A 22703-nucleotide genomic window follows, 5' to 3' on the forward strand; every position below is an offset into this window, starting at 1 on the left:
CGGAAAGAGGGCCATGACCGTCACCCCGCTCGACCTCACCCGCCCGGCGTCGGTCACCGACGCGCTGCTGAACCGGCTGGTCGCCCGCGTGCCCGGCTCGTCCGGCGCGGCCTGGAAGCTCACCGAGGTCTACACCGGCGAAACGCTCGTCGAGCTGCCGCAGTCGACGCCGACCGACATCGAGCGGGCGTTCGCCGAAGCACGCGCGGCCCAGCGGAAGTGGGCCGCGACGCCGCTCAAGCAGCGGCTGGCGGTGTTCAAGCGGGCGCACACGCTCTTCGTCGACAACGCGCGGACCACCACGGATCTCATCCAGGCCGAGAGCGGCAAGAACCGCCGGATGGCGATCGAGGAGACCTGCGATCCGGCGATGGTGATGAGCCATTACCTCAAGCGCGCGGCCAAACTGCTCGCGCCGACCAAGCGCGGCGGGCCGGTCCCGCTGCTGACCACGTCGACCGAGATCCGGCAGCCGAAGGGGGTCGTCGGCATCATCGCGCCGTGGAACTTCCCGTTCGCCACCGGCATTTCCGACGCCGTGCCCGCGCTGATGGCAGGCAACGCGGTCGTGCTCAAGCCGGACAACAAGACCGCGCTCTCCCCGCTCTACGGTGTCCAGCTGCTCGAAGAAGCCGGGCTGCCCAAGGGTTTGTTCCAGGTCGTGTGCGGTGAGGGCCCCGACGTCGGCCCGACGCTCATCGACCAGGCCGACTACGTGATGTTCACCGGGTCCACGGCCACCGGCCGCGTGATCGGCGAACGCGCGGGCCGCAATCTCATCGGCTGCTGCCTCGAACTCGGCGGCAAGAACCCGATGATCGTGCTCGACGACGCCGACATCGCCGAAGCCGCGCAGGGCGCGATCTTCGGCGCGTTCGGCAACACCGGCCAGATCTGCATGCACATCGAGCGGATCTACCTGCCCGAATCCCGCTACGACGAGTTCAAGGCCGCGTTCGTGGCCAAGACCGAGGCGCTCGACGTCCGCGCCGCCTACGACTTCGGCCCCGACATGGGCTCGCTCATCTCCCCCGACCACCTGCGCCGCGTCAAGGCACACGTCGACGACGCGGTGGCCAATGGCGCGACCGTGCTCTGCGGTGGCAAGCCGCGGCCCGATCTCGGCCCGGCGTTCTTCGAGCCGACCATCCTCGAAGGCGTCACCAAGGACATGCTCTGCGGCGTCACCGAAACCTTCGGACCCGTTGTCGCACTGCACAAGTACCGCACGGTCGACGAGGCCGTCACGTTCGCCAACGACACCGACTACGGCCTCAACGCCTCGGTCTGGGGCCGCGACGTCGACGCCGCCCGCGCCGTGGCCGCGCGCATCGAGTCCGGCAACGTCAACATCAACGACATCCTCGCGACCGCGTACGCCGCCAAGGGCACCCCGTCCGGCGGCGTGAAGACCTCGGGTGTCGGCGCGCGGCACGGCGACCAGGGCCTGCTGAAGTACACCGACGTCAAGAACCTGGCCGTGCTCAAGAAGCAGGTCATGGGGCCACGGCCAGGCCAGGCTTACGAAAAGTACGTCGAGGGCATGCTGTCCGGGCTGAAGCTCATGCGGAAGTGGCGCATCAGGTGAGCGCGGCCGGTGTGCGAGACCGCAGCTTCGCCTGCTCCCTGCGGTAAGCGTCCACAGTGGCCAGCTTGACGTCCTCATAGCCGCGGATCAGGTCCGGCAGCTCGGCCAGCGCGAGCAGGCTGTCCCGGTCCACGGTCTCGAACGCGGCGAGGATCGTCTCCCGGTAGTCGTCGATCAGCTCGCGCTCCACCTTCCGGACCCTGGCCAGACCGAACAGGTCCAGCCTGGTGCCTCGGAGCTTCCGGGCCGCGCGCAGTGCGACGAACATCGGCCGGAAACGCTGCGACAGCGCGATCTTGCGCTTCATGCCGAGCGCGCGGAACACCGGCGGGTGCAGGCGGTAGGCGTAGCGGCTGCCGACGCCGAACTCGGCCTCGATCCCGGCGAGCACCTCGGGGTCGAGCGCGAGCCGGGCGACCTCGTACTCGTCCTTGTAGGCCATCAGCTTGTGCAGGTTGCGGGCGACCGCCTCGGTGACGGCGGTCGAGTCGCCTTCCAGCACGCGCACCCGCTCCACGAATTCGGCATAGCGGCGGGCATAGCGAGCGTCCTGATAGGACACCAGCTCGGGAACGCGGATGTCCAGCAGGCGCGCGAGTTCCGAGCCCGGCTCGGCCTTGACGAGCGCGCGGGCGGCGAGCGCGTCCGCCGACGGGGTGGGGGTCACCGCGACCGCGGGCGGTGTGGCCAGCGCGCCCGGGTCGGCGACGAGCTGCCTGCCGCGCCGGAACGCCTGGAGGTTACCCGCGACGGCGACGCCGTTGAGCTCGATCGCGCGCTCCAGGCTCGCCGCGTCCAGCGGGATGACGCCGGTCTGATAGGCCGCGCCCAGCTGGAGGATGTTGGCGAACTGGTCGTCGTCGAACAGCGTCTCGGCCAGCTCGCGGGCGTCCAGGGCGACGGTGCGCGCCGCGTTCGCGGAGATCGCGCCCCGCACGGCCGCGGCGTCGGGGAACGACACACTCGTGTCGACGACCATCCGGCCGGTCGGCACCTCGGTGGTGGAGACGACGGCGGTCGTGCGGGCGGCGTCGGCCACCGAGAGGTGCGCCGGGTCGGCGCCGACCAGCACGTCACAGGCCAGGTAGAGGTCGCATTCGCCGGTCGCGAGCTTGGGCGCCTGCTCGGTCGGCCCGGCGGTGATCTTCAGGTCGGAGACGACCGCGCCGCCCTTCTGCGCGAGCCCGGTCTGGTCGAGCGTGCGCACCTGCCTGCCTTCGAGCACGGCGGCGGTGGCGAGGATCTGCGCGACGGTGACCACGCCGGTGCCGCCGACGCCGGTGATCCGGACGGTGACGTCGGTGCCGGTGCGCGCGGGTTCGGGCAGCTCGGCCGCGGTCAGCTCAGCCAGGCCGCGCCGCTGCTTGCGGCCGCTGGGCACCACGGTCATGAACGAGGGGCAGTCACCAGCGAGGCACGAATAGTCCACATTGCACGAAGACTGGTGGATCGTGGTCTTGCGGCCGAACTCGGTCGCGACCGGCTGCACCGAAAGGCAGTTGGACTTCGCGCCGCAGTCGCCGCAGCCCTCGCACACCCGCTCGTTGATCACGACCTTGGCCGCCGGGGTCTCCAGCTTGCCGCGACGGCGCTTGCGGCGCTTCTCGGCCGCGCATTCCTGGTCGTGGATGAGCACGGTCACGCCGGGCACCTTGGCCAGTTCTTCTTGCGTGGCAAGGAGTTCGTCGCGAGAGCGGACGTCCACTCCGCCTGGCAGCCGCACCCGGCGGAACTTGCTCGGCTCGTCGGTGGTGATGACCACCCTGGCGACGCCCTCGCTCAGCAGCGACGCCGCGAGCCGGTCCACCGGGAGCCCGCCGATGGCGTCCTGCCCGCCGGTCATCGCGACGGTCGAGTTGTAGAGGATCTTGTAGGTGATGTTCACCCCGGCGGCGACCGCGGCGCGCACCGCGAGGCTGCCGGAGTGGGTGAACGTGCCGTCGCCGATGTTCTGCACGAAGTGCGTGGCGTCGACGAAGGGCTCCATCCCGATCCACTGCGCGCCCTCGCCACCCATCTGGGTCAGCCCGACCACATCGCCGACCTGTTCGGGTTCCATGAACAGCGCCATGGCGTGGCAGCCGATCCCGCCGCCGACCACGGTGCCCTCCGGGACCTTGGTCGAGGAGTTGTGCGGGCAGCCCGAGCAGAAGTACGGCGTCCGTGTCAGCAACGGCACGGCGATGCGGTCTCGTCGCCGCCGCTGCCGCCACGCGCTCACCGACGGGATGTCGCCGAGCCTGCTCGCGAGCGCGGTGGCGATGCTCTCCGGGCTGAGTTCGCCCAGCTCGGTGCACAGCGTGCGGCCGCCGGGGCCGGTCTTGCCGTAAACGGCGGGCGCGCCGGCGGTGCCGTAGAGCACCTCCTTGACCGCCGCTTCGACGAACGAGCGCTTCTCCTCGATCACCACGATCTCGGTGAGCCCGTCGGCGAACTCACGCACGATCGACGGTTCGAGCGGGTAGATCACGCCGAGCTTGAGGATCCGGATCCCGTGACGGGTCAACGCTTCCTCGTCGAGACCGAGCGTGCGCAGCGCCTGCATAAGGTCCAAATAGGACTTACCGGCGGTGATGATGCCGAAGCGATCCTGAGGTCCCTGGCAGACGATCCGATTGACCCCGCTCACCCGGACGTACTCCATCGCGAGCGGCAGGCGTTCGGTGTAGAGGCTGCGTTCGAGCGCCATCAGCGTGGTGCCGAGCAGGCGGGCGCTGGGCTTGTGCTGATACGGCTTGAACCCGGGAGCCAGCACCGGCGCCGTCCATTGCGGCCGGACACGAGCGGTCCCCGCGGCGTCGGCCACGTTGGCCACGAGTTTGATCGACGACCAGAGCCCGCTCGCCCTGGACAGCTCGACGGCGTGCAGGCTGAAGTCGAGCACGTCCTGCGAGTCCGCCGGGAAGAACACCGGCATGGCCAGGTCGGCCAGCGCCAGTTCCGAGGCGCACGGCACCGAGGACGACTTCGCGTTCGGGTCGTCGCCGACGAGCGCCACCGCTCCGCCTGCCGGGTCGGTGCCCGCGAGGTTGGCGTGCCGCAGCGCGTCGGTGGCCCGGTCGAGCCCCGGCGCCTTGCCGTACCAGATCCCGGTGGCGCCGGCGAGCTGGCTGCCCATGACCGAGGTCGCGGCCAGCTCCTCGTTCAGCCCCGGCCGGTGCACGATGTCGTGCTTGTCCAGCAGCACGGACCGGCGCCCGAGCTCGAGGTCGTACCCGGCCAGCGGCGAGCCCTCGTAGCCGGAGACGAACACGCCGCGCGACGCCCCGTTCGCGCGGTCGTGGCGCACCCGGTCGAACAGCATGCGGACCAGCGCCTGGACGCCGCTCAGGTAGACGGTGCCGTCTTCGCGCAGATACCGGTCTTCCAGCGTGAACTGCTCCACCACACCGTCCTCCTCCAGCCGTCGTTCCGAGTAGGAGACCTGGCCCACACCGCCGCCCGCAACAGCCGGGCGGGAACTCCTGGGTCTGACGCAAAATATCCGCACTTCTGGCACTTCTGGACCATATTTGTTGCGTGCGGGTACTCTCCGGCTCCATGCTCATCGACGAGACCGACCGCGAGATCCTGGAGCTCCTGCGCGAGGACGCTCGCCGCACGCTGGCGGACATCGGCGCCCGCGTCACGCTCTCCACGGCGGCGGTCAAACGCCGCATCGACCGCCTGCAGGAGACCGGCGTGATCGTCGGCTACACGGTCCAGCTCGATCACACCAAGCTCGGCTGGGGCATCGAGGCGTTCACCGAACTCCGCTTCACCGGCACCACGAAGGTCGGCGAGATCGTCCGCACGACCACCCGCATGCCCGAGGCCCAGGCGGTGTTCACGATCGCGGGCGACCCGGACGCCCTCGTCTGGCTCCGCGTGCGCGACATGGCCCACCTACAGCGCACCATCGACGAGATCCGCACGCATCACCAGGTCACGGGCACCAAGACGCTCATCGCGCTCGACTCCTGGATGCGCGGCCAGCAGTGGCCCGCACAAGGGTCATGAGGCGTTGATGAGCGTGGCGGGGGCGCGAGTGTCACCATATCGAGTGCACGCGACGTCACCCACGCTCATCGGCGGGGCCGCACCGCTGAGGAGCATCGTGAGTGTCGACCACAGACCGGATGACTACGACTTCCCCGTCACGTCCGGTCCGCCCGCGCTGGCCCCGATGCGCGCGTGGCTTCGCGAACGCCTGGTGGACGTTCCCGCCGAGACCGTGGCCGACGCCGAGCTGCTGGCCACCGAGCTGGTCACCAACGCCTACCGGCACGCCGACGGGGTGCTGGCGTTCCGGATGTGGCTGCCCGACGGCCGCTCCGTGGTGCGCCTGGAGATCGACGACGGCCGTCCCCAGCTCCTGCCCGAGGTGCGGGAAGAGCGCCCGAGGCCGGAGCCGGGCGGGCGAGGGCTGCTGCTGGTCAAGGCGCTCAGCTCGGCTTGGGGCGTGCGGCACTCGGCGACGCGCAAGACGACCTGGGCCGAGCTCAGCTTCGCACCCGCTCCGCGATGAACTCGGTGAACACTCGATAGACGTCCTCCCGATCCAGCTCGTTCAGGATGTTGTGGCGGTCCTCCGGGAACACGACCGCTCGTGCGTCCGGCACCAGCTCGGCGGCCCGGAGCGCCCCGGCGACCGGCGCCATGTCATCGGCCTCTCCGTGCAGCAGGAGCACGGGCTGCTTCAGCGTGCCGAGCGCTTCGGCCATCCTCGGCGCGGCCTCGACGAGCGCGCGCAGCGTCTCCCTCCGCAAGCCGCCTTGCCAAGTCAGCGGATCGTCGCGGATCTGCTGGGCGTACCCGGCGTGCCTGGTCATCTCGCCGGGATCCTTGCGCAGCTCCCACGGGTCGATCCCGCTGGCGAGCAGCACCGCGAGCCCGCCGGAGGGGTCGGGCACCAGCGACGACCCGGCGAGCACCAGCGCGGCAGGCTCGGCCTCACCCGCGAGCAGGGTGGCCACGGTCGCGCCGAGCGAATGCCCGGCGAGCACCAGCGGCAGCCCGGGATGCGCGGCCCGCGCGAGGCCGACGAGCGTGGCGGCGTCGGCGAGCAGGTCGTCGACGGAGTTGATCAGCACGCGCTCGCCGTCGCTGCGCCCGTGCCCGGCGTGGTCGGCCGCCCAGACGGCGAACCCGGCCTCGGTGAGCGCTTCGGCGAGCGGCCCGTAGCTGCCGATGTGCTCACCGAGCCCGTGGAAGAACACGACCAGCACATCGGGGTCGTCCGGGCTCCAGTGTCCATAGTGGACCTTGCCGTGCGCGCCGTCGAACTCAGCCATCGCGCAAGCCCTCCTCCAGGTCGGCGAGCAGGTCGCCGACGCCTTCGAGGCCGACCGAGAGCCGGATCAGGCCGGGGGTGACGCCGCTGGCGAGCTGCTGCTCCCCGTCCAGCTGCGCGTGGGTGGTGGACGCCGGGTGGATCACCAGGCTGCGCACGTCGCCGATGTTGGCCAGATGGCTGAACAGCCGCAGGCGGTCGACGAACCGGCGGCCAGCCTCGAGACCGCCCGCCAGCTCGAACGCCACGACCGCGCCGACACCGAGCGGCAGGTACCGCTTCGCCACGTCGTGCCAAGGGCTGCCGGGCAGGCCTGCGTAATGCACCGCTTCGACCTCGGGCCGCTCGGCGAGCCACGCGGCGACGGCGGCCGCGTTCGCGACATGCCGTTCCATGCGCAGCGAAAGCGTCTCGATGCCTTGCAGCAGAAGAAAACTGTTGAACGGGGACACCGCGGGGCCGAGGTCGCGGACGAGCTTCGTCCGCAGTCGCAGGCTGTAGCCGAGTTCGCCGAACTCCTGCCCGAAGACGAGCCCGTGGTAGCTCGGGTCCGGGCTGGTCAGCTGCGGCCAGCGCGCCGGTTCGGCCGTGTAGTCGAACTTGCCGCCGTCGACGACGATGCCGCCGATCCCGGTGCCGTGGCCGGACAGGAACTTCGTGGTCGAGTGCACCACGATGTCCGCGCCGTGCTCCAGCGGCCGCGCGAGGAACGGCGTCGGCACCGTGTTGTCGACGATCAGCGGCACCCCGGCCGTGTGCGCGGCGTCCGCGACCGCGCCGATGTCGAGCACGTTGCCGCGTGGGTTGCCGACGGTCTCCGCGTAGAACGCCTTCGTCTCCGGCCGGACGGCGGCGCGCCACTGGGCCAGGTCGTCGGGGTCGCGCACGAAGTCGACCGCGATCCCGAGGTCCGCGAAGGTGTACGCCAGCAGGTTGTAGGTCCCGCCGTAGAGGCTCGCGGCCGCGACGACGTGGTCACCGGCGCGCGCGATGTTCAGCAGCGCCAAGGTGGACGCGGCCTGGCCGCTGGCCACCGCTACCGCGGCGACCCCGCCTTCGAGGTCCGCGAGCCGCGCCTCTACGACCGCGGTCGTCGGGTTCGACAAGCGGGTGTACGCGTGCGTTTCCAGGTCGCGCAACGCGAACGCCTCGGCCGCGTGGTGCGCGTCGTCGAAGGCGAACGACGTGGTCTGGTAGATCGGCGTCGCGCGGGCGCCGGTCGCCGGGTCGGGTTTCGCGCCGGCGTGGATCTGGCGGGTTTCGAACGAACGCTGCTCGCTCATGCGCGCTCCGCCAGCACGTCGCCCCACCAGCGCTCGGCGACCTTCGGATGCGACCGCAGCCAGCCGACGAGCGCGTTCTCCCCGAACGCCGCGTGCAGCGGATTGTCCGCGTCCTGGCTGATCCCCTTCGCGTGCGCGGCCAGCTCGGGCGGCAGCCGCAACGGCTCTACGACCGCATCCAGCCTGGGGCCCAGGAAGAACGGCACCGAGAAGCGCTCGACGCCGGCGGGCGGGCTGACCACCCGGTGGCGGGTGGCCGTCAGATAGCCCTGGGTCGCGATCTCCAGCATCTCGCCGATGTTGAACACGAAGCTGCCGGGGATCGGCGTGGCGTCGATCCAGCCGCCATCGGCCGACTGGACCTGCAGGCCGCCGACCTCGTCCTGCTGCAGCAGGGCGAGGTAGCCGTAGTCCTTGTGCGCGCCGACACCCTGATCCCGCTCCGCCGACGGCCGCCCCGGGTAGCGGATGATCTTGACGTGGGTGGAGGCCTCTTCGTCGAACCAGACGTCGAAGTAGCCCTCGTCCTGGCCGAGCGCGGCGGCGAGCGCCCGCAGCACCTCGCGGCTCACCCGCAACGCTTCGGCTTGCCAGGCCAACGTCGTCTCCTTCAACCCCGGCAGCGCATCTGGCCACTGGTTGGGGCCGATGAGCCGCTGCCACGCGGGACCGCCCGGCGCCACCGGGTCCCGCTCCGGGCCGATGTCGATCTGCTCGCGCCAGTCGGGTGACCCGCCGGTGTACTCGTAGCCCGTCCGCGTGTATCCCCGGAACTGCGGGGAATGGACGTTCTCGATCGCCAGCCGCTCTTCGGCGGGCAAGGCGAAGAACTCCTTGGCCACGTCGAAGATCCCGGTGGTCAGGTGGTCCGGCACGCCGTGCCCGACCACGTAGAAGAAGCCGACCTCGTGCGCGGCCCGCCGGAGTTCGGCCAGGAACTCCGTACGGTCCGCGGCGGGGTCGCGGAAGCGTCCGATGTCGATCAGGGGCAGCGCGGGTGTGGTCACTCCCTCACCCTAAGCGCACGGACCGACAGTTCTCACATCGCGGACGCGGACTCGCGGCCGTGCTCGGTCGCCGCGAACGCCCGCTTCATCAACGGCCGCAGCAGGTTCGACTGGACCGCGCGCATCACCCAGGCGTTGACCCTGATGCCCCACTTGGTCTTCGGTGCTGCCGCCGCGACCCGCCCGGGCGGCAGCTGCTGCGCCGACGCGACCCTCGGCCGCATGGCCGACTCGAATGCCGCCAGCGCCGCGGGCAACCGGTTCCCGGTCTCGCGCAGCGCGGACGCCAGCTCCTCGGCGCCCCGCAACGCCAACGCGGTGCCGAGGCCGCTGAGCGGGCTGGCGCACCAGGCGCTGTCGCCGACGAGCACCACCCGGCCGTCGTGCCAGGCGGGCATGGTCACCTGATCGAGCGTGTCGAGCGAGAAGTCCGAAGCGACCGCGGCCGCGTCGAGGAACTCTCGCGTGCGCCAGCCGACATCGACGAAAGTGCGCTCCAGCAAAGCGAACCTGGCATCACGGTCGCCGCGCGGCGGCAACGTGTCGGCGCCGAAGGTCATGCCGATCTCCTGCTGACCGGCGTGCCCTGGCCGGGCGGCCACGGCGCGGCGGCCGGGCGCGTTGTGCATCAGGAACCAGCCGTCGAGCGACGGTGTCCCCGGCTTCTCGTCGAGGGTGAACCAGGCGTGCGCCAGGCCGAGCGGCTTGCGGAACCGCTCCTCCGGCCCGAACCGCAGCGCGCGCACCCGCGAGTGGGCGCCGTCCGCGCCGACGATCAGGTCGAACACCTCCTCGTCCCCGCTCCGGAACCGGGCCAGCACACCGCTTTCCTGGTCTTCCAGCGCCTCCACGGTCTCACCGAAGCGGTGCGTCACGCCGGGCCCGGCGGCCTCGTGGATGATCCGCGCGAGGTCGGTGCGCAGCAGCTCCTCCTTCGAGACCAAACCCTTGCCGTCAAAGGCTTCCACCGGCATCTTGGCGAGCGGCCGCCCCTTCGCGTCGATCCACGCGGCGCCGCGCTGCGGGACCAGGCACTCCAGCGCCTTCCCGAGCAGCCCGGCGTTGTCCAGCACCTCGCGGCTGTCCCCGCGCAGGTCGACGGTCTGCCCGCCGGTCCGCAGCGCCGGCGCGATCTCGGCGACCGTCACCAGCCAGCCGTCCCGCTCCAGCAACAACGCCAGCATGTCGCCCGCGATCCCGCCCCCGACGATCAACGCCTTCGCCATGACCTGCCCCATCTCTCCCTGATGCGAATCTTTCGCGTTTAACGCTAGCGTGAGTCGGCGTGCTAACGCAACTAATTCGCGATAGTCTCTTCCCATGGCTCAAGCGACAGGCGTGACGCGTCCCGGCGGACGCACCGCGCGAACCAGGGAAGCCGTCCACGCGGCCACCCGCGAACTACTGGCCGAATCCGAGGACGGCACCATCGACCTCGCCGCCGTAGCCGCCAGGTCCGGCGTGCACATCGCCACGATCTACCGCCGCTGGCGCACCGCGGAGGGCCTGATCATCGACACGGTCGTGGACGAACTCGGCGAGCGCTCCCCCGTGCCCGCGACCGGCGATCTCCGCGCCGACCTGCTCGTCTGGGTCACCAGGCTGCTCACCGACCTGCGCGCCCCGAACCACCTCGCGTTCTTCCGCGCCATGGCCAGGGCGGGCGAGAACGGGCTGTCCGACGTCCAGCAGTTCGCCGGACCGCGGGTCCGCCAGTTCGAGGCCACCCTGGCGGCGAGCGGGTGCACGACGCTCACCTGGCTGGACGTCTTCGAGCTCATCCTCGCCCCGGCGTACATCCGCGCGCTGATGTCGATGCCCTTGGATCCCGAGACCGACGCCGAGCGCCTGGTCGACAACGTCATCGCGGTCCGCGACAGCCGCTGACCACTGTCTCGCGGGTCTGTGTCGCGCGTCTGTGTCGCGCGTCACGGAATGTCTCCCGCGCCTGTGCGCTACACCCAGTCACAAGGTCCGTGATCAAGGGAGTGACATGTCCGCCACCACCACGCCGTCGCCGTCGCCGGAGACCGCCGCGACGCTCGTCCCCGCACTCGACGACTTCGACTTCCCGCTCACCGACGGCGCCGCCTGCCGCATCGACGACCCGGACTGCGAAGCCTGCCAGTAAAGGACTCGTGCGCGTTGCGGGCGGTTAGAACCGCCCGCAACGCGCACGAGCCCTTCTCAGTGGGCGAGCGTCTTGATCACCACGACCAGCGTGCCGAGCCCCAGCAGCGCGACCACCAGCAACAGCCGCTTCCACAGCGGCAGCCGCGTCCGCCGCGCCGCGAGCAGCGCGAACAAACCCAGCGACACCACCGAAACCCAGATCCCCGCCTTCAGCGCGACCTCGTAGCGCATCCCGCCCAGCGCCGCGATGACCAGCAGCAGCAACGGCGTCCCCGAAGCCTGCAGGATCTGACCGGACGCCCGCGCGGCCGTGATGGCTTCCATGCCGTGCAGCCGTTTCCCATGCGCGGCCAGGTGCGCGACATGCTCAGCGAGCAAACTCGCGGCCCACAGCCCGCCCGCGGCCACCGCGACGTCGACGACCGCGACCCACGGCGAGGAGTCCGCGGGCCGGACCAGCACGAGAAGCGTGCTCAGACAGGCGATACCGCCGTAGATCCGCTCACGCAGCACGGCCGCGATGTGCTCGGGCGCGACGTCCTCGTGCCGTGTCCGCCTGCCGCGCATCCCCGCTCCTCCGCTGCCGTTCCGGGTGATCGTGCCACAGCCGATCACCTCCCGTGCCGAAGTCCTACGATGAGGCGGAGGCGGCGATCGGGGGACGATGACCAGAAGCACGCGGGACCGGTTCATCGGGCGTGCGGCCGAACGTGAGCTGCTCGGCGACCGGCTTCGCGCGGCGGCGGGCGGCGCCGGGCAGGTCGTGCTGGTCGCCGGCGAACCGGGGGTCGGCAAGACCAGGCTCGCCGAGGAGACCGTCGCCGAGGCGCGCGCACTCGGCATGGCCACCGCGTGGGGACGGTCCACAATGGAAGCGGGCAGCCCGCCCTACTGGCCGTTCCGCCAGCTGGCACGGGCTTTGGGCAGCGCGGGCGACCTGTCGTTCGTGGACGACGCCGAGGCACGCGAACGGTTCCGGCTGTTCGAGAGCGTGACGGACCGGCTCGGCGCGGCCGCCGGGCCGGACGGGCTGCTGGTGGTGCTCGACGACATCCAGTGGGCCGATCCGGCCTCGACCGGACTGCTGACCCACCTCGCGATGGGCATCGCCGACACTCGCCTGATGGTGCTCGCCACCTACCGGGACACCGAGACGCACGACTCACTGCGGACCGCGCTGGCCAGGCTCGCCCGTGAACCACTGGTCACCCGGATCCGGCTGACCGGGCTGGCCGAGCCCGAGGTCGCGCAGCACCTGGCCGGGGTGACCGGCTGGGCGGTGCCCGCACCGGTCGCCGCCGCGGTGTGCCGCCGCACCGGCGGCAACCCGTTCTTCGTCGGCGAGCTGGGACGGCTGCTCGCCGGCGCACAGGACCATGGGCGGTTGCCCGACGGCGTGCGCGACGCGGTACACGACCGGCTCGCCCGGCTTTCCGCGCTGTGCCAAGAGGTGCTGGCGACGGCCGCCGTCCTGGGGTCCGAAGTGGACGCCCCGGCCGTGGCGTTCGCGGCCGGGCTCGGTGTCGCGGAGGTGCTCACCGCGCTCGACGAGGCGACGGCGGCGGGGATCGTCGGCGGCGGCCGGTTCACCCACGACCTGATCCGCGAGTCCGCCCGGCTGGAGGTGGCGACCGCACGGCGGCTGGTGCTGCACCAGCGGATGGCCGAGCACCTCATGAGCCGCTCCGACACGGACGCTCACGTGGCGGAGATCGCCTTCCACCTGTTCGAATCCCTGCCGTCGGGCGACGCGGCGACGGCCGCGGAGTGGGCGGAGCGAGCGGCGGATCAGGCCATGGCCCAGCTCGCCTGGGAGGAAGCGGACGAGCTGTACGGCCGTGCGCTGGCCACGGGCGCCCGGCCGGCGCCCGCCGATCGATGCCGTCTGCTGCTCGCCCAGGTCGGCGCCCGGGTGCGCGCCTATGACATGGACGGCGCCCGCCAGTCGCTGATGACCGCGGCGGAGCTCGCGCGCCGGGAAGGGGACGCGGAGACCATCGCGCGAGCGGTGCTCACCATGGAAGGCGTCACCGACTTCCTGTGGGACCCCATCGGGCGCGCGCTGTGCGAGGAGGCGCTCGCCGGGATCGACGAGACGGACAGCGCGTTGCGCGCCAGGCTGCTCGCGCTGCGGGTGTCCGCCGACGCGTGGCGCTCGTCGAGCGACATCGACACCCGGTCGGCCGAGGCGCTGGCCATGGCCGAACGGGTCGGCGACCGGCGCGCGATCGTGGAAGCGTTGCGCGCCAGGCAGATGGCCCGCAGCGGGCCGGACGGCGCCGCGGACCGGCTCGCGCTCGGCGACCGCCTGCTCGCCGTCGGCCAGGACGACGATTCGCTGTTGTGGGGGCATTTGTGGCGCTTCGACGCGCTCGCCCAGCTCGGTGAGATCGATCGCGCGGAGGCCGAGCTGGAGCCGATCATGATCATCTCCGACCGGCTGCGGTCCCCGCTCGCCCGGTGGCACGCCTGCCGCTCGCGGGCCGCGATCGCCGCCGTGCGCGGCCGGTTCGCCGAGGCGATCGAGATCGGCACGCAGTCCAAGGCGCTGGCCACGACCGCCGGGCACGAGGGCGCGCTGTTCCCGTCGGCCGGTTTCCTGATGGGGATGCGCGCGCTGACCGGCGCGCTCGACGACATTCCCGAAGACCTGGTCGAGTGGCACACGACCAACGTGGCGAAGGCGTCCACGAAGGCGCTGTTCGCGTTGTGGGAACTCATGCTGGGCAACCGGGAGAAGGCCGAGCGGCTGTATCGGGCGCTGCCGTCGTTCGACACGATGCCCGCCTTCATGCTGCTGTCCGCGCTGGCCGGGACGGCCGAACTCGCCGCGGAATTCGGCGACAGGGCGACCGCCGCGGAGATCCACCGCAGGCTGGCCCCGTACGCCGATCTCTTCGCGTGCGGCGGCGCCGGGGTCGTCGCGATCACCGGCTCCGCCCGGCTCGGGCTCGGCCTCGCGGCGGCAACGCTGGGCAGGCTCGACGACGCCGTCCGCTCCCTGCGCGAGGCGGTCGAGGCGAACGAGCGCGCCGGGGTGCCGCCGTGGACCGCGACCGCCAGGTACCACCTCGCCACCGTGCTGGCGAGGCGCAAACGGACCGGTGACCTGGACGAGGCCGCGGCGCTGGCGACGTCCGTGGCGGCGGTCGCGGGCAAGCTCGGGATGACCCCGCTGTGCCGCCGGGCCCAGGAGCTGGGCGACTCGCTCAGCGGCAACCGCGGGAACGCCAAGCTGACCCGCCGCGAGCAGCAGATCGCCGAGCTGGTTTCACAAGGCTTGACGAACCGGCAGATCGCCGCGGCCGCGCACATCGGTGAACGGACCGTGGAAACCCATGTGCAGCACGTACTGGGCAAGCTCGGCTTCGGCAACCGGTCGCAGATCGCCGCCTGGGTGGCGAGCGGCGAGATGGGTACCGAAGCTCCGTAGCTCCACGGATGTCGGCGCGGACGGCACGGCGCAGGCTCGCCGCATGACAACGAACCCGCTCACCGTCCTGCGCGCCGCGTGGCTGTTCGACGGCACCGGCGACACCCTCACGCCCGACCCGGCCGTCGTGCTCGACGGCGGCAAGATCGTCGCGATCGGCACCGAGGTGCCCGGCGGCGCCACCGTCGTCGACCTCGGCGCGGCGACGATCCTGCCCGGCCTGATCGACACCCACGTCCACTTGGCCTTCGACGCGAGCCCCGACCCGGTGGCCGGGCTCGCGGGCCGCGACGACGCCGAGGCGTTCGCCGCGATGGCCGCCGCGGCCAGGGCCGCGGCACGCGGCGGGGTCACCACGGTGCGCGACCTCGGCGACCGCGGCTATCTCTCGCTCGGGCTGCGGGACGCGGCCGCGTCGGACCCGTCGCTGCCCACGATCGTCGCGGCCGGGCCGCCGATCACCAGCCCCGGCGGGCACTGCCACTTCCTCGGCGAGGAGGCGGCCGACGCCGCAGGCATCCGCGCGGCGATCCGCGCGCACGCCGCCCGCGGCGTGGACGTCATCAAGATCATGGCCAGCGGCGGCAACATGACGCCCGGCAGCAAGCCCGAGCTCGCCCAGTTCGGCCTGGAGGAGCTGCGCGCCGCCGTCCACGAGGCACATCGCCACGGCCTGCCGATCACCGCGCACGCGCACGGGACCCAGGCGATCATCGACGCCGTCGAGGCGGGCGTCGACGGGCTCGAACACGTCAGCTTCATGACCGAGGACGGCGTCGACGAGATCCCGCCCGGCCTGCTCGCGAAGTTCGCCGAGCGGCGGATCGCGGTCGGCGCGACCCTCGGCGCGGTACCGCTGCCCGGCTTCGCGGTGCCACCGGCGATCGCCACGAGGATGGCCGCGTTCCAGGCGAATCTGCGCAAGCTCTACGAAGCGGGAGCGCTGATCGTCGCGGGCACGGATGCGGGCATCGCGCCCGTCAAGCCGCCGGACGTGCTGCGCCACGCGTACGCGCAGCTGCTCAGCATCGGCATGGGTCCGGCGGAAGCCTTGCGCGCCTGCACTTCACGGGCCGCCGCCGTGTGCGGCGTTGGCGACCGCAAGGGCCGGATCGCACCCGGCTACGACGCGGACATCCTGGCGGTCGACGGCGACCCGCTGCGCGATCCCGCCGCGCTGCACCGGATCCGGGCCGTCTACGTCCGAGGGGGCGCGGTCCAGCGAGTGCCCGAGCCGGTCTAGAGCGAACCCCACGCGCGGGCCTGGGCGATCAGGTGGTCACGGACGAGCGCGACCGCCGGACGGCCGGGCCCGCCCGCCGCGGTGGCGAGGTACAGCGTGTTCAACGGCGGCGCCGCGGGTTCGTGCACGAGCTGGACGGAACCGGCCGTGAGCGCGGCGGCGGCGAGGTAGCGGGGCAGCACGGTGGCGCCAGCCCCGGCGATCACGGCGGCCAGCACCGCCCGCAGGTCGGGGATGGTCACGGCGACCCGGTTGGGCGGCCGCCGCCCGAACTCGCTGCGCCAGTAGCGGCGGATGATCGGCAGGTCTTCGGCGTAGGCGACCAGCGGCAGGTGCGCCAGCGCGGGCACCGGGTCCTCGCCGAGCCGGGCGGGTTCGACGCTGCGCGCCAGCGTCGGCGACGCGATGAGGACGAACTCCTCGTCGATCAGCGGGACCGCCGCGATCGCGCGGTGCTTGGGACGCACCGACGAGAGCACGATGTCCACCCTGGCCGCGACGAGCGCCGCGAGCAGCTCGTCGGCCAGCCCGAGCGTGACGGTCAGCCGCAGCCCGCGCGTGGTCAGCGGGACGAGCGCGGGCAGGAACTTGGCCGCCATCCCGTCGCTGGCCCCCGCGATCGCCACCCGGTCGTGGTAAACCGCGTCACCCGGATCGGTGACGAGCGCGCCGCGCAGCTCGTCGAGATGCGTGCCGATCCGCGCGGCGAGCCCGGCCGCCCGCGCGGTGGGCACCGCGCCGAGCCTCGACCGCTCGAACAACGGCTCGCCGAGCTCTTTCTCCAGCCTGACCAGCTGGCCGGTGACGGCGGGTTGCGTCAGTCCCAGCTCGACCGCAGCGGCCGAGAGCGAGCCACGGCGGTAGATCGCCATGAACGTCTCCAGCAGATCCAGGCTTGGCACGCAACCATCCTTCCATAAGTTTCGTTATGGAAGGCCGGGATGGGAACCGGAGCCGTGATGGTTGACTCCGGCATGGCAAAAATCTTGATGATCGTCTCGGCCGCCGACCACGTCCGGCTGACCGACGGCACCGACCACCCCACCGGCTTCTGGGCGGAGGAACTGGCCGAGTCGCACCGCGTGCTGCTCGCGGCGGGGCACACCGTCGACGTGGCCACCCCCGATGGCGTCCGCCCGACCGTCGACGCGGTCAGCCTCGACGAACGCGGCGGCGTCGACCCCGCCGAGGGCGCCCGGTTCCGCGCCTACCTGGAGTCGATCGACGCGCAGCTTTCCTCGCCGCTGAAGCTCTCCGCCGTCTCCGCGGCCGATTACGACGCGCTCTACCTGCCCGGCGGCCACGGTCCGATGACCGACCTGGCCTTCGACGCCGAGACCGGCCGTCTGCTCAAGGAGGCCGACGCGCAGGGCAAGATCATCGGCGCGCTGTGCCACGGCCTGGCCGCGCTGCTCAGCGCTCGCAAGGAAGACGGCTCGTTCGCGTTCGCCGGGCGTTCGATGACCTCGTTCAGCGACGCCGAGGAGATGCAGGGCGGCACCGGCGACAAGTCGCCGTTCTTCGTCGAGTCCCGCCTGCGCGAAGAGGGCGCGACGGTCACCACGGCCGCGCCATGGTCGGACCAGGTCGTGGTGGACGGCAATCTGATCACCGGCCAGAACCCGCAGTCGAGCGTCTCCACGGCCGATCGGGTGAACGCGGCACTCGCCTGAAAATTTCTTCCCCGGAATGTCGATCCGGCGGGAAGCCACTCGACGAAGGGGTAAGAACCCCAACCGAGGAGCTGAAGATGACCGCCACGATCGCCGCCCAGGTCCGCACCCCCGTCCGCGTCGTGACCGCCACCGCCCGCGTCCTGCTGGGCCTGGTGTTCACGGTGTTCGGCCTGAACGGCTTCCTCCTGTTCATGCCCGGTGACGCGAGCGCCATGTCCGCGGGCGCGCTGAAGTTCGCGATCGCGCTGGCCGAGACGGGCTACATGAACCCGCTGGTCAGCGGGATCCAGGTGCTCGTCGGCGTGCTGCTGCTGGCCAACCGCTTCGTCCCGCTCGCGCTGGCCCTGCTGGCGCCGATCGTGGTCGGCATCTTCACGTTCCACCTCTTTCTCGACCCCGCGGGCCTGCTGATCCCCTGCGCGGTCGCGGCGGCCGAGATCTACCTGGCCTGGGCGCACCGCGACGCCTTCCGCCCCATGCTCCGAGCCCGCTGACCCACCCCGGGGTCGTGAGTGTTTACGCCGGTTAGAACCGGCCATACCACTCACGACCCCCGCGCGTGCCAGGCGTGCGCGGGCGGGATAAAGCCCGCTTTATCCCGCTGCCGCAGGGCCGGTGAGTGCGGTTCGCGGCGTTGAACGACCCAAATCCCACTCAGTCAACCCACTTGACCAAGCCACATGAAAGTGGCGTATGTGACGCTGACCGTCACATACGCCACTTTCGTGCGATCAAGGCCGGACCGCGCCCAAGGGCCTACCCACCGTGGCCAAGCAAGCGACACGCGCGGCCCATCCGGGATAAAGCCCGCTTTATCCCGCCCAGCGCAAGGGGTCGTGAGTGTTTTGGCCGGTTAGAACCGGCCGTACCACTCACGACCCCCAGCGGGTGCGCGACTGTTCTAGAACTGTTGGGCCGAGGTGTGGTACACCTAGAGTAGACAGTTCTAGAACAGTTGGAGGCGAGATGGACACGCGGAGCTTGGCCGTGGACGTCAGGGCACCCTCGGGGCTCGGCCGGTTCGGCGAGTACGGGGGCCGGTTCGTGCCGGAATCACTGATCGCGGCCTGCGAAGAGGTCGAGCACGCGTTCCGGGACGCGTGGGCCGATCCCCTGTTCCACGGGCAGCTCGACCGGCTGCTCGCCGTCTACGCGGGACGGCCGACCGCGCTGACCCCGGCCTGGCGGCTGTCCGCCGAACTCGGCATCACGTTGCTGCTCAAGCGTGAGGATCTCGCGCACACCGGCTCGCACAAGATAAACAACGTGCTGGGCCAGGCGTTGCTCGCGAAGCGCATGGGCAAGCAACGGCTGATCGCCGAGACCGGCGCGGGCCAGCACGGTGTCGCCACCGCGACCGCGGCGGCGTTGCTCGGTATGTCGGCGACGGTCTTCATGGGTGAGCGTGACATCGAGCGCCAGGAACTCAACGTGTTCCGGATGCGGATGCTCGGCGCGGAGGTCGTGCCGGTCGGCTCCGGCAGCCGGACGCTGAAGGACGCGTGCAGCGAAGCGTTGCGGCACTGGGTTTCCTCGGTCGAGGACGGGTACTACTGCCTCGGCTCGGTGATGGGCCCGCATCCGTATCCGTGGCTGGTGCGCGAATTCCAGCGGGTGATCGGCGACGAGGCCCGCACGCAGTGCGCGACCGAGCTGCGCACCGCCACCCCGGACTTCGTGGTCGCGTGCGTCGGCGGCGGGTCGAACGCGGCCGGGACGTTCGCCGGGTTCGTCGACACGCCGGCGCGGCTGATCGGCGTCGAACCCGAGGGCGGCGCCGCGATCAACTCCGGCCTTCCCGGGATCCTGCACGGGTTCCGCACCAAGGTGCTGCAGGACGAGCACGGCCAGATCAGCGAGGCGCACTCGATCGCCGCCGGCCTCGACTACCCCGGCGTCGGCCCCGAGCACGCCTACCTCGCCGATCTCGGCCGGGCCGAGTACTTCACCGTCAGCGACGCCGAGGTGCTCGACGCGGTCCGGCGGCTCGCCAAGGCCGAGGGCATCCTCTGCGCGCTGGAATCCGCGCACGCCGTCGCCTGGGTGCTGCGCGCGGTCGAGGACGGCGAGATCCCTGCAGGCTCGACCGTGCTGCTCACGCTCTCCGGCCGCGGTGACAAGGACATGCACACCCTGATGGAGCTCTCGTGAACGCACTCGAAACCCGGACCCGCGAGACACGGCAAAAGGGCCGCAAGCTCCTCGCGCCTTACGTCACCGGCGGGATCACCGACGACTGGACCGACTACCTGCGCGCGTACCAGGACGCGGGCGCCGACCTCATCGAGATCGGCCTCCCGTTCTCCGATCCCACGCTCGACGGCCCGACCGTCCAGCAGGCCTCGGACCGCGCGCTCAGCCGCGGCACGACCGTCGACGGGATCCTCGCGGACCTCGCCAAGCTGGATCCGGCCGTCCCGCTGGTCACGATGACCTACGCGAATCTGGTGCTGCGCAACGGAGCCGACTCGTTCTGCGCCGCGCTGCGCGAGGCGGGCGTCAGCGGGCTGATCGTCCCGGACATGCCGGTCGACGAGGTCGCTCCCCTGTCCGAAGCCGCCGCCCGGCACGGCATCGACCTCGTGCTGCTGGCCGCGCCGTCGACCACGCCGGACCGGTTGCGCGTGATCGCCGGGCACAGCCGCGGTTTCGTCTACGCGGTCAGCCTGATGGGGACCACCGGCGAGAAACGGGACCTGCCCGAGTCCGGCCGGGCACTCGCGCGGTCGCTCACCGAACTCACGGATCTGCCCGTGCTGGTGGGTTTCGGCGTCTCCCGCCCCGATCATGCCGCCGAGGCCGCGCGGTACGCCGACGGCGTGATCGTCGGCTCGGCGCTGATGCGTAAAGTGCTCGACGGCGGCCGCGCCGAGGACCTCCGCGCGGAGCTGGCGGACATGCGCACGGCATTGGACGCCATCGCGGACTGACGAGGTGAAGCGGGGCCATGGGCGACGAGCGGCGGCAGCCGAAGTACGCGGCGATCGCGGCCGACCTGGACCTCAAGATCCAGGCGGGGCATTACGCTCCCGGCCAGGCCCTGCCTTCCCAGCGTGACCTCAGCGCCGAGTACGGCGTCACCCTGATGACGCTGCGCCAAGCGCTCGGCCTGCTCACCGAGCGCGGCCTGGTCACCCAGGAGGCGGGCCGCGGAACCTACGTCTCGTCGCCGAAAGCCTTCTACAGCATGGGTTCCCTGAAAAGCCTCGCGGACGATCTGCGCGAGCAGGGCCATTCGGTCGAGACCACCCTGCTCGCCCGTGGCCGCCGCCCGCTGCCCGCCTGGGTGGCCACCCGCCTCGGCGTCGAGGCCGCCGAACCGGCATTGCGGGTCGAACGGCTGCGCCACGTCGGCGGTGCGCCCGCGATCCACCAGGTCTCGTGGATCCCTGAGCCTTTCACGGGTTCGCTGGCGCAGGTCGACTTCACGACGACCTCGCTCTACGACGCGTTCGCCGCCGACGGCCGCATCGCGAACCGGGCCGACGAACGCCTCAGCCCTGCCGTGCTCACCGCCCGCCTCGGCACGCTGCTGGAGCGTGCCGAGGGCGCGCCGGTGTTCCTCAGCGACCGCGTGACCTTCGACCGCGACGACCGCGCGATCGTCTTCGACCGAGCCACCATCCTGGGCGAGCTCATCGAAATCCGGACCGAACGCGCGGCCTCGTCGGTCAAGGTCGTCTGGACCAACGCGGGGTCGTGAAACGGGATAAAGCGGGCTTTATCCCACTCCGGGATAAAGCCCGCTTTATCCCGTTCTGAGGTCAGCGCCCGCGAAGGGTGGACTTGCCCGCGTACCGGGCCTCGGCGCCGAGCTCCTCCTCGATCCGGATGAGCTGGTTGTACTTGGCCGTGCGGTCGGACCGCGACAGCGAGCCCGTCTTGATCTGGCCGCAGTTGGTGGCCACCGCCAGGTCGGCGATCGTCGTGTCCTCGGTCTCGCCCGAGCGGTGCGACATGACCACGGAGTAGCCCGCCTTGTGCGCGGTCTCGACCGTCGTGAGGGTTTCGGTGAGCGTGCCGATCTGGTTGACCTTGACCAGGATCGAGTTGCCGATGCCGCGCTCGATGCCGTCGCTGAGCAGGTTCACGTTGGTGCAGAACACATCGTCGCCGACGAGCTGCACGCGGTCGCCGATGGTGTCGGTGAGCTGCTTCCAGCCGGTGAAGTCGTCCTGCGCCACACCGTCCTCGATGGACACGATCGGGTAGCGCGCGGTGAGGTCGGCGAGGTAGGCCACGTGCTCCTCGACGCTGCGCTTGCGGCCTTCGCCGGTGTAGTCGTAGACCTCGCCGGTGTAGAACTCGGACGCGGCCGGGTCGAGCAGCAGCGCGATGTCCTCGCCGGGGGTGTAGCCGGACTGCTCGATCGCGCGGAGCACGAACTCGAGCGCCTCGTCGGCGGAGCTGAGGTTCGGCGCGAACCCGCCCTCGTCGCCGACGTTGGTGCCGTGGCCGGCTTCGTGCAGCGACTTGCGCAGCGTGTGGAACACCTCGGAGCCCATCCGGACGGCCTCGGCGAAGGTCTCGGCGCCGACCGGGCCGATCATGAACTCCTGGAAGTCGATCGGGTTGTCGGCGTGCGCGCCGCCGTTGATGATGTTCATCATCGGCATCGGCAGCAGGTGCGCGAACACGCCGCCGACGTAGCGGTAGAGCGGCAGCGCGCTGGCCGCGGCGGCCGCCTTCACGACGGCGAGTGAGACGCCGAGCGTCGCGTTCGCGCCGAGACGGGCCTTGTTCGGGGTGCCGTCCAGCTCGATCAGCGCGCGGTCGACCTCGGCCTGCGACTCCGCGTCGAGCCCGAAGATGGCCTCGGCGATCTCGGTGTTGACCGCGTCGACGGCCTTGCGCACGCCCTTGCCGTGGAACCGCGTCTTGTCACCGTCACGCAGCTCGACCGCTTCCTTGGTCCCGGTCGACGCGCCCGAAGGCACCGCGGCCCTGCCGAGTGAGCCGTCGGCCAGCTCGACGTCGACCTCGACGGTCGGGTTGCCCCGGCTGTCGAGCACCTGGCGGCCGTGTACCCGGACAATGGCGGTCATGTTCGCTCCTCGATGAGTCTTCA

Annotated in this window: 20 protein-coding genes; 12 read left to right on the forward strand and 8 right to left on the reverse strand. The window is 71.3% G+C overall.

The annotated features are described in order from the left end of the window. The first annotated feature begins 13 nt into the window (after positions 1 to 13). Positions 14 to 1588 carry a succinic semialdehyde dehydrogenase gene (locus BLV57_RS37310; RefSeq protein ID WP_091297922.1) on the forward strand — a complete coding sequence of 525 codons (1575 nt, stop codon included), beginning with the start codon at positions 14 to 16 and terminating at the stop codon, positions 1586 to 1588. On the opposite strand, the gene BLV57_RS37315 is transcribed toward BLV57_RS37310, so the two are convergent. Beyond that, positions 1581 to 4976: an indolepyruvate ferredoxin oxidoreductase family protein gene (locus BLV57_RS37315; RefSeq protein ID WP_281244466.1), complete on the reverse strand. Its 3396-nt coding sequence runs from the start codon at positions 4974 to 4976 to the stop codon at positions 1581 to 1583. The two genes, BLV57_RS37310 and BLV57_RS37315, sit on opposite strands and share 8 nt — an antisense overlap. A gap of 152 nt (positions 4977 to 5128) precedes the next feature. Between BLV57_RS37315 and BLV57_RS37320 the strand changes: the two genes are divergently transcribed. Then, a complete protein-coding gene (locus BLV57_RS37320) occupies positions 5129 to 5587 on the forward strand; it encodes an Lrp/AsnC family transcriptional regulator (RefSeq protein ID WP_091297925.1) in 459 nt (152 codons plus the stop codon). 97 nt (positions 5588 to 5684) lie between these two features. Then, positions 5685 to 6095 (forward strand): ATP-binding protein, encoded by a 411-nt coding sequence (locus BLV57_RS37325; protein WP_245757670.1) that lies wholly within the window; start codon positions 5685 to 5687, stop codon positions 6093 to 6095. Here BLV57_RS37325 and BLV57_RS37330 read toward each other — a convergent pair. From BLV57_RS37330 to BLV57_RS37345, 4 genes are read right to left on the reverse strand one after another with little or no spacing between them, the layout of a single operon-like run. After that, entirely contained in the window at positions 6070 to 6861 is a 792-nt protein-coding gene (locus tag BLV57_RS37330) for an alpha/beta fold hydrolase (RefSeq protein WP_091297930.1), read from the reverse strand. The genes BLV57_RS37325 and BLV57_RS37330 overlap by 26 nt on opposite strands. Next, entirely contained in the window at positions 6854 to 8143 is a 1290-nt protein-coding gene (locus BLV57_RS37335) for a bifunctional o-acetylhomoserine/o-acetylserine sulfhydrylase (protein ID WP_091297933.1), read from the reverse strand. The genes BLV57_RS37330 and BLV57_RS37335 overlap by 8 nt, the downstream gene beginning before the upstream one ends. Continuing rightward, positions 8140 to 9150 carry an isopenicillin N synthase family dioxygenase gene (locus tag BLV57_RS37340; protein WP_091297934.1) on the reverse strand — a complete coding sequence of 337 codons (1011 nt, stop codon included), beginning with the start codon at positions 9148 to 9150 and terminating at the stop codon, positions 8140 to 8142. The genes BLV57_RS37335 and BLV57_RS37340 overlap by 4 nt, the downstream gene beginning before the upstream one ends. Positions 9151 to 9182: 32 nt before the next feature. Beyond that, the gene (locus BLV57_RS37345) at positions 9183 to 10376 is read right to left on the reverse strand and encodes an FAD-dependent monooxygenase (RefSeq protein ID WP_176968987.1); all 1194 of its coding nucleotides are present in this window, start codon (positions 10374 to 10376) and stop codon (positions 9183 to 9185) included. 94 nt (positions 10377 to 10470) lie between these two features. Here BLV57_RS37345 and BLV57_RS37350 point away from each other — a divergent pair, with 94 nt between their 5' ends. Further along, positions 10471 to 11037 (forward strand): TetR/AcrR family transcriptional regulator, encoded by a 567-nt coding sequence (locus BLV57_RS37350; RefSeq protein WP_091297939.1) that lies wholly within the window; start codon positions 10471 to 10473, stop codon positions 11035 to 11037. 106 nt (positions 11038 to 11143) lie between these two features. Further along, complete coding sequence (locus BLV57_RS43530) at positions 11144 to 11281, forward strand: hypothetical protein (protein ID WP_176968988.1); 138 nt, start codon at positions 11144 to 11146, stop codon at positions 11279 to 11281. A 56-nt stretch (positions 11282 to 11337) separates the two neighbouring features. Here the strand turns inward: BLV57_RS43530 and BLV57_RS37355 are convergent, their stop codons facing one another. Continuing rightward, entirely contained in the window at positions 11338 to 11850 is a 513-nt protein-coding gene (locus BLV57_RS37355) for a hypothetical protein (protein ID WP_091297941.1), read from the reverse strand. Between the two features lie 97 nt (positions 11851 to 11947). Here BLV57_RS37355 and BLV57_RS37360 point away from each other — a divergent pair, with 97 nt between their 5' ends. Both BLV57_RS37360 and BLV57_RS37365 read left to right on the forward strand, forming a co-directional pair. Then, positions 11948 to 14716 carry an ATP-binding protein gene (locus BLV57_RS37360; RefSeq protein WP_091297943.1) on the forward strand — a complete coding sequence of 923 codons (2769 nt, stop codon included), beginning with the start codon at positions 11948 to 11950 and terminating at the stop codon, positions 14714 to 14716. Positions 14717 to 14759: 43 nt separating this feature from the next. Further along, positions 14760 to 15959: an amidohydrolase family protein gene (locus tag BLV57_RS37365; RefSeq protein WP_091297945.1), complete on the forward strand. Its 1200-nt coding sequence runs from the start codon at positions 14760 to 14762 to the stop codon at positions 15957 to 15959. Here the strand turns inward: BLV57_RS37365 and BLV57_RS37370 are convergent. Beyond that, a complete protein-coding gene (locus BLV57_RS37370) occupies positions 15956 to 16861 on the reverse strand; it encodes a LysR family transcriptional regulator (RefSeq protein WP_091297947.1) in 906 nt (301 codons plus the stop codon). The genes BLV57_RS37365 and BLV57_RS37370 overlap by 4 nt on opposite strands. Positions 16862 to 16933: 72 nt before the next feature. Here BLV57_RS37370 and BLV57_RS37375 point away from each other — a divergent pair, with 72 nt between their 5' ends. The 5 genes from BLV57_RS37375 (at position 16934) to BLV57_RS37395 (ending at position 21338) form a co-directional block, all read left to right on the forward strand. Continuing rightward, entirely contained in the window at positions 16934 to 17632 is a 699-nt protein-coding gene (locus BLV57_RS37375; RefSeq protein WP_091298163.1) for a type 1 glutamine amidotransferase domain-containing protein, read from the forward strand. A gap of 77 nt (positions 17633 to 17709) precedes the next feature. After that, positions 17710 to 18129 (forward strand): hypothetical protein, encoded by a 420-nt coding sequence (locus BLV57_RS37380; RefSeq protein WP_091297949.1) that lies wholly within the window; start codon positions 17710 to 17712, stop codon positions 18127 to 18129. A gap of 472 nt (positions 18130 to 18601) precedes the next feature. Next, positions 18602 to 19786: a tryptophan synthase subunit beta gene (gene trpB / locus BLV57_RS37385; RefSeq protein WP_091297952.1), complete on the forward strand. Its 1185-nt coding sequence runs from the start codon at positions 18602 to 18604 to the stop codon at positions 19784 to 19786. After that, entirely contained in the window at positions 19783 to 20565 is a 783-nt protein-coding gene (gene trpA, locus BLV57_RS37390) for a tryptophan synthase subunit alpha (protein WP_091297955.1), read from the forward strand. Before trpB ends, trpA begins: the two co-directional genes overlap by 4 nt. A 17-nt stretch (positions 20566 to 20582) precedes the next feature. Beyond that, positions 20583 to 21338 (forward strand): GntR family transcriptional regulator, encoded by a 756-nt coding sequence (locus BLV57_RS37395; RefSeq protein WP_091297957.1) that lies wholly within the window; start codon positions 20583 to 20585, stop codon positions 21336 to 21338. A 61-nt stretch (positions 21339 to 21399) separates the two neighbouring features. Here the strand turns inward: BLV57_RS37395 and eno are convergent, their stop codons facing one another. After that, complete coding sequence (gene eno / locus BLV57_RS37400) at positions 21400 to 22680, reverse strand: phosphopyruvate hydratase (RefSeq protein ID WP_091297960.1); 1281 nt, start codon at positions 22678 to 22680, stop codon at positions 21400 to 21402. Positions 22681 to 22703 lie beyond the last annotated feature (23 nt).

The sequence above is a fragment of the Amycolatopsis xylanica genome (assembly GCF_900107045.1).
GTDB lineage: Bacteria > Actinomycetota > Actinomycetes > Mycobacteriales > Pseudonocardiaceae > Amycolatopsis > Amycolatopsis xylanica.

What these genes read in the sequence shown, in the direction of transcription:
- BLV57_RS37310 (WP_091297922.1), top strand. Translation starts at nt 14, where the DNA reads ATGACCGTCACCCCGCTCGACCTCACCCGCCCGGCGTCGGTCACCGAC.
- BLV57_RS37320 (WP_091297925.1), top strand. Translation starts at nt 5,129, where the DNA reads ATGCTCATCGACGAGACCGACCGCGAGATCCTGGAGCTCCTGCGCGAG.
- BLV57_RS37330 (WP_091297930.1), bottom strand. Translation starts at nt 6,861, where the DNA reads ATGGCTGAGTTCGACGGCGCGCACGGCAAGGTCCACTATGGACACTGG.
- BLV57_RS37335 (WP_091297933.1), bottom strand. Translation starts at nt 8,143, where the DNA reads ATGAGCGAGCAGCGTTCGTTCGAAACCCGCCAGATCCACGCCGGCGCG.
- BLV57_RS37345 (WP_176968987.1), bottom strand. Translation starts at nt 10,376, where the DNA reads ATGGCGAAGGCGTTGATCGTCGGGGGCGGGATCGCGGGCGACATGCTG.
- BLV57_RS37350 (WP_091297939.1), top strand. Translation starts at nt 10,471, where the DNA reads ATGGCTCAAGCGACAGGCGTGACGCGTCCCGGCGGACGCACCGCGCGA.
- BLV57_RS43530 (WP_176968988.1), top strand. Translation starts at nt 11,144, where the DNA reads ATGTCCGCCACCACCACGCCGTCGCCGTCGCCGGAGACCGCCGCGACG.
- BLV57_RS37355 (WP_091297941.1), bottom strand. Translation starts at nt 11,850, where the DNA reads ATGCGCGGCAGGCGGACACGGCACGAGGACGTCGCGCCCGAGCACATC.
- BLV57_RS37360 (WP_091297943.1), top strand. Translation starts at nt 11,948, where the DNA reads ATGACCAGAAGCACGCGGGACCGGTTCATCGGGCGTGCGGCCGAACGT.
- BLV57_RS37365 (WP_091297945.1), top strand. Translation starts at nt 14,760, where the DNA reads ATGACAACGAACCCGCTCACCGTCCTGCGCGCCGCGTGGCTGTTCGAC.
- BLV57_RS37375 (WP_091298163.1), top strand. Translation starts at nt 16,934, where the DNA reads ATGGCAAAAATCTTGATGATCGTCTCGGCCGCCGACCACGTCCGGCTG.
- BLV57_RS37380 (WP_091297949.1), top strand. Translation starts at nt 17,710, where the DNA reads ATGACCGCCACGATCGCCGCCCAGGTCCGCACCCCCGTCCGCGTCGTG.
- trpB (WP_091297952.1), top strand. Translation starts at nt 18,602, where the DNA reads ATGGACACGCGGAGCTTGGCCGTGGACGTCAGGGCACCCTCGGGGCTC.
- BLV57_RS37395 (WP_091297957.1), top strand. Translation starts at nt 20,583, where the DNA reads ATGGGCGACGAGCGGCGGCAGCCGAAGTACGCGGCGATCGCGGCCGAC.
- eno (WP_091297960.1), bottom strand. Translation starts at nt 22,680, where the DNA reads ATGACCGCCATTGTCCGGGTACACGGCCGCCAGGTGCTCGACAGCCGG.